Annotated in this window: 3 protein-coding genes and 2 pseudogenes; 4 read left to right on the plus strand and 1 reads right to left on the minus strand. The window is 67.6% G+C overall.

Features of this window, described 5'->3' with window-relative positions:
* Together L1087_RS13080 and L1087_RS13085 are read left to right on the plus strand one after the other, a co-directional pair.
* Nucleotides 1-797, plus strand: a pseudogene (locus tag L1087_RS13080) (IS5 family transposase); the annotation flags it as partial.
* On the plus strand, nucleotides 760-1,344 hold the full coding sequence (locus tag L1087_RS13085; RefSeq protein WP_234559311.1) for a LutC/YkgG family protein: 585 nt from the start codon (nucleotides 760-762) through the stop codon (nucleotides 1,342-1,344). The pseudogene L1087_RS13080 and the gene L1087_RS13085, both read left to right, overlap by 38 nt.
* Nucleotides 1,345-1,558: 214 nt before the next feature.
* Here the strand turns inward: L1087_RS13085 and L1087_RS13360 are convergent.
* Nucleotides 1,559-2,738: pseudogene (locus tag L1087_RS13360) on the minus strand (transposase).
* Nucleotides 2,739-2,977: 239 nt separating this feature from the next.
* On the opposite strand from L1087_RS13360, the gene L1087_RS13365 reads away from it, so the two are divergent.
* Together L1087_RS13365 and L1087_RS13100 are read left to right on the plus strand one after the other, a co-directional pair.
* The gene (locus tag L1087_RS13365) at nucleotides 2,978-3,370 is read left to right on the plus strand and encodes a winged helix-turn-helix domain-containing protein (RefSeq protein ID WP_234559313.1); all 393 of its coding nucleotides are present in this window, start codon (nucleotides 2,978-2,980) and stop codon (nucleotides 3,368-3,370) included.
* A partial coding sequence (locus L1087_RS13100; protein WP_234559314.1) for an IS630 family transposase occupies nucleotides 3,318-3,809 on the plus strand: 492 nt, incomplete at its 3' end. The genes L1087_RS13365 and L1087_RS13100, both read left to right, overlap by 53 nt.

A 3,809-nucleotide genomic window follows, 5' to 3' on the forward strand; every position in this document is an offset into this window, starting at 1 on the left:
CTCCGACGTGACGGACGAGGAATGGAGCCTGGTGGCCCCCTACCTCACCCTCATGCGGGAGGACGCCCCCCAAAGGGAGTACCCCCTGCGCGAGGTGTTCAACGCCCTCCGGTGGATCGTTCGCACCGGGGCCCCCTTGCGCATGCTCCCCCACGACTTCCCCCCCCTGGGAGGTGGTCTACGCAAAGACCCAGAGGTGGCTCAAGGCGGGGATGTTCCAGGCCCTGATCCACGACCTGCGGATCCTCCTGCGCACCCTGGAGGGGAGGGAGCCCGACCCCTCAGCGGTGGCTCTGGACAGTCGCACCTTGCCGGCCACACCGGAGAGCGGGCACCGGGCGGGGTACGACGGGGCGAAGCGGCGGCGGGGGAGCAGGGTGCACATGGCGGTGGATACCCTGGGGCACTTGCTGGCCCTGGTGGTGACCCCGGCGGACGTGGGGGACCGGGAGGAGGTGGGGCGGCTGGGGCGGGAGGTGCAGGAGGCGATGGGGGAGCGGGTGGAGGTGGCCTTTGTGGACCAGGGGTACACGGGGGAGAGGGCGGCGGAGGCGGCGAGGGGGGAAGGGATGGAGCTGGTGGTGGTGAAGCTACCGGAGGCGAGGCGGGGTTTTGTGCTGTTACCGCGGCGGTGGGTGGTGGAGAGGTCGTTTGCTTGGCTGACGCGGTTTCGGCGGTTGGTGCGGGACTATGAGCGGTTACCCGAGACGGTGGCGGGGCTGCACTTCTTGGCTTTTGCCATGCTCCTCCTGAAGAAGTTTGTGGACTTGCTGGGCAAAGTCATCAACACGCTCTAGAGCCCGGATCCTCGCCCGCATCCGCAAGGCCCTGAAGGAGCGGCCCAAGGCCCTCCTGCCCGAACACCCCCACCTGCGCCTTGGGGAAGACCCCCTGGACCTCTTCCTCAGGCGCCTCGCGGAAAACGGGGCCGAGGGCCACCTCCTGGACGGGGAAGGGGTGGTGGGGCTCCTGAAGGAGCTGGCCCAAGGCCTCCCCGGGGCGGCCTACGGCAAGGGGGTACCCCCTTCCTTCCGCCTTTTCCCGGAGCTGCCCCCGGAGGCGGCACCCCTGGGGGTTTCCTGGGCGCTGTTCGCCGTGGCCGAAACCGGCACCCTGGCCCTCTCCTCCGCGGACGGGCGAAAGGCCCAGCTCCTTCCCCCCACCCACCTGGTCCTGGTGGAGCGGGCGCGGGTCTACCCCACCTTGCTGGAAGCCTTCCTGGACCTGAAGGTCCTTCCCAGCGCCCTGGGCCTCTACTCCGGCCCCTCCAAGAGCGCGGACATCGGCCAGGTGATGGTGAAGGGGGTCCACGGGCCCGGCCGGCTGGTGGTGGCAGTTCTATGAGGATCGGAAAGATGCCCGGTATGCGCTTGCTTAGTAAATCACCCCAGGAGGCCCTGGAGATGGGCCTCTGTAGATCGGTAAGAGAGGCCGTAGAAGGTGCAGAAGAGTGAGGAGGGCCATGTAGAGGGCGTGGCCCTAGCACCAGGGCCTGCCGGGGCGGCCCTTGAAGGGTGGGGCCACCTCATGGACCACGTATCCGCACGCAAAGGTTACCTCAAAACTTGCACCTCCCGAATACCCTGCATAAACACCCCCTTCCCCCCGCAGGCGGGGGCCAAAGACCCAAAGCTCCCAGCTCGGCCATGAGGACCCGCAAGACCACCTCCGGCAGCAGCAGGCGCGCCGCCTCCCGCCCAGCCTCCCGCCAGGAAAGCACTCCTTCCCCAGGAGCCAGCCTCACCCAGTGGGCCAGCAGGTAAGCCAGGAAGGACAACACCAGAAACCGATGCACCCCCAAGGCCGTCCGCTGCCCAAAACGCCCCAGGGAAAACTCCCCCTTCATGGTCCGGAAAAAGTGCTCGATGGTAAACCGCCACCGCCCCCACACCAGCACAGTCCGTGGCCCCGCGGGAAAGGTGGCCACCACGTACCGCCACTCCCACCCTCCCCCGGGTAAGGGATAGCGGTACCTGCTCACCCACACGGGAAAGGGAAGTCCCCGCAGATGCACCCGGCTCCCCTGCCGTCTGAGCCCAAAGAGGGGAAGCCCCTCCCCCGTCTTCTTTGGGGCCCCTACCCCAAATGAACTCCCGGTCCCGCCGCATCCCCACCACCCCTTCCAGACCCAACCCCCGCACCCCCACAAGAAACCGGGCGGTGCCGAAGGCAGCATCGGCCACCACCCGAAGGTGGAAGGACTTGCGCATCCAGGGGGGCAGGGAGGCCAGAAGACGCAGGGCAAGGAGGGAAAGCGTCTTCTCTCCCTTCCCCCGCCACACCCGGTAGGCCCAGGGGATGCGCAGGTCCCCCAGGACCAGATAGAGTACCACCAGGTGGAGCCCCCACTTGCCGTGGAAAAAGGAGAGGGGCAAGGCGGGGAAGAGGCCCCGCTTCTCCAGGGTGACCAGGTCCAGGACCACCAGGAGCCTGGGCTTGGGCCCCCGCCTGGGCCTGGCCCGGTGCAGGGCCTCTTGGGCTTCCTGACGGGCCAGGCGGATGAGGGTGCGGGTGGGCCAGGGGTAGCGGTTGAGGAAGCGGGAGAGGGCGGTTGCTTTGCCCGTAGGGCAAACAGATTTGCGTAAGCAAGAAGGGGACTTGGTCTTGCTGTGCTGGGGCCTGGCTTTGCCGTGGCCGGTGAGAAGGAGGAGAAGAAGCGCTTTGAGGGATTCGCGGAGGTGGGGGGTTGGCAGGAGGGCCAGGAGGGTCCAGAGTAGAGCTTGGGCCGTCTGGTGCATGGCACCCTTCATCCGAAGGGAACCGGGCGGCCCTTTTCATACCCTTTTTTGTAGTATCCTTCTTCCATGCCTCAGGTAGCCCGTCACCTGACCCTGAGGGAACTGGAGCGCAGGTACAAAAAGGCCAAGGACCCGGTGGAAAAGACCCGCTTCCAAGCCGTCTACCACGCGGCCAAGGGCCTCTCCGCCAGGGAGATCGCCCGCATCACCCTGCAGACTCCCCGCCCTTACACGCCACCGTGCGCCGGTACAACCTCCAAGGCCCCGAGGCCCTGCGGGATGGGCGGCACAACAACCCCGGAGCCCGGCCCAAGCTCACCCCGGAGGAGACCCTGAGGGTGCTGCAGGCCCTGGAGGGTCCCCCTCCCGACGGCGGCCTGTGGACGGGGCCCAAGCTGCAGCGGTGGGTGGCGGAACATTTGGGGAAGCGGCTTTCCCTCGTCACGAGCGGAGCTCGTATCTTGACCCCCATCTACCGCCTACTCCACGAGGCGGGGTTTGCCCTGCGGGTACCGCGCCCGGTGCACCGGAAGGCGGAGAGGGAGGCACAGGAGGCGTTCAAAAAAACTCCGCCAAGAGGTGGAGGCGGCCCGGGCAGCGGGGCGAAGGGTAAGGGTATTTGCTTACGATGAGCACCGGTTGGGGCTGAAGCCGGTGTACCGGCGGGTGTGGGGGAGGAAGGGGGAGAGGCCCAAGGCGGTGGTGGCGCACCGGTACCGGTGGTTCTACCTGTGCACCTTCGTGGAGCCGGAGACGGGGGAGGCGTTGAGCCTGTTGGTGGACGGGGTGGACACGGAGGTGATGAGCTGGGCCTTGCGGGAGTTTCGCGGGTGGCTTGGGGAGGAGGAGGGGGAGGTGTGGGTGGTTTTGGACCGGGCGGGGTGGCACGTGTCCCCGAGGGTGGAGGTGCCGGAGGGGGTTCGGCTGGTGTTTTTGCCTCCCTACTCCCCGGAGCTGCAGCCGGTGGAGCGGGTGTGGCCTTTGGTGAACGAGGCGGTGGCGAACCGGTACTTTGCGGACCTGGAGGCCCTGATGGAGGCGGTGGAGGGGCGGTGGTTGGTGCTGCAGGGG

The sequence above is a fragment of the Thermus tengchongensis genome (assembly GCF_021462405.1).
Taxonomy (GTDB): Bacteria; Deinococcota; Deinococci; order Deinococcales; family Thermaceae; genus Thermus; species Thermus tengchongensis.